Below are 1127 nucleotides of genomic sequence, written 5' to 3' on the forward strand. Positions count from 1 at the left end.
TAGTTCAGGGTGCCGGTGTAGTTGATCAGGCGGTAAGTGCCGTTGGCCAGGCCACCGGCATCGCTGAAGTTGAAGGTGCTGCTGTTGATCGCCACGTTGCCGGTGACGTTGATCATCGGCGTGGCGATGGTCGGCGTGCCTAGCCCGATATCCAGGTTGCTGCCACTGGCCAGCGTCAGCGTACCGGTATTGAGCGTGCTGCCGCTGGTGACGGCCAGATGGCCGCCGCTATTGATGGTCACGCCACCGGTGAGCGTACCGCTGCCGCCGAGGGTCGCGCCGTTGGCCACGGTGACCAGGTTGCTGGCCAGCGAGCCGCTGGAGGCGATGTTCAGGCGACCGGCGCTGACCGTGGTGTTACCGCTGAGGCCGCTGATACCGCTCAGGGTCAAGGTGCCAGTACCAGACTTGGTCAGGGCTCCCAAACCGCTGAGTGCCCCGGAGAAGGTCGAACTGGCGTTGCCGGCGCCCACCGTGAAGGTGCTGCCGGCGATGACGGTCACCTGACCGGCGCCGCTCAGGCTGTTGATGGTGTTGCTGGCCGTCAGCGCGACGGTTGCACCGCTGCCGACCAGCACGTTCGGGTTGGTGCCCAGCGCGTTGGCGACCGCTGCGGTGACGGTGCCCTCGCGCACGTCCAGCAAACCGCTGAAAGCGTTGGCATTGAACAGCATGAGCTCGCCGCTTCCGGTCTTCGCCAGGGTGCTGGTGGCGGAGCCGCCGATCGAGCCCATGTTAATGATCTGGACAACGTTGGCGAACTCGAGGGTCACGCCGTTGTTGATGAAAATCGGGGTGCTCGACACCTGCGGCGAGGTGTACTCCAGGCGGCTGTCGCCGGTGGCGGTCACGGCGCCGCTGCCAAGGGCGCCGGAGTTGGTGGCCACCGTCAGGGTGCCGCCATTGAGCTCGACGCCGCCCTGGAAGTTGCTGGTGCCGGTCAGGGTCAGGTTGCCCGATCCGGTCTTGATCAGTTTGTTGGCCGCGCCGCCGGTGATGTTGCCGTTGAGGCGCAGCGCGAAGTCGCCGCTGACCGTCAGGTTGCTGTTCAGCGCCACGGCGTTGTTCAGCATCACCGACTGGGTGGCGCCCAGGCTGGATGCGCCGGACACGGTCAGCGCGCCGCC

General features: G+C 66.4%; 1 protein-coding gene. It reads right to left on the bottom strand.

What is annotated here, in order from left to right:
• The coding region (locus NTD88_RS27140; protein WP_262154964.1) for an autotransporter-associated beta strand repeat-containing protein at positions 1 to 1112 on the bottom strand (1112 nt) is incomplete at its 3' end.
• Between the last annotated feature and the right edge of the window lie 15 nt (positions 1113 to 1127).

The organism is Pseudomonas sp. 20P_3.2_Bac5, from assembly GCF_025466035.1.
In the GTDB taxonomy this organism is placed as follows: domain Bacteria; phylum Pseudomonadota; class Gammaproteobacteria; order Pseudomonadales; family Pseudomonadaceae; genus Aquipseudomonas.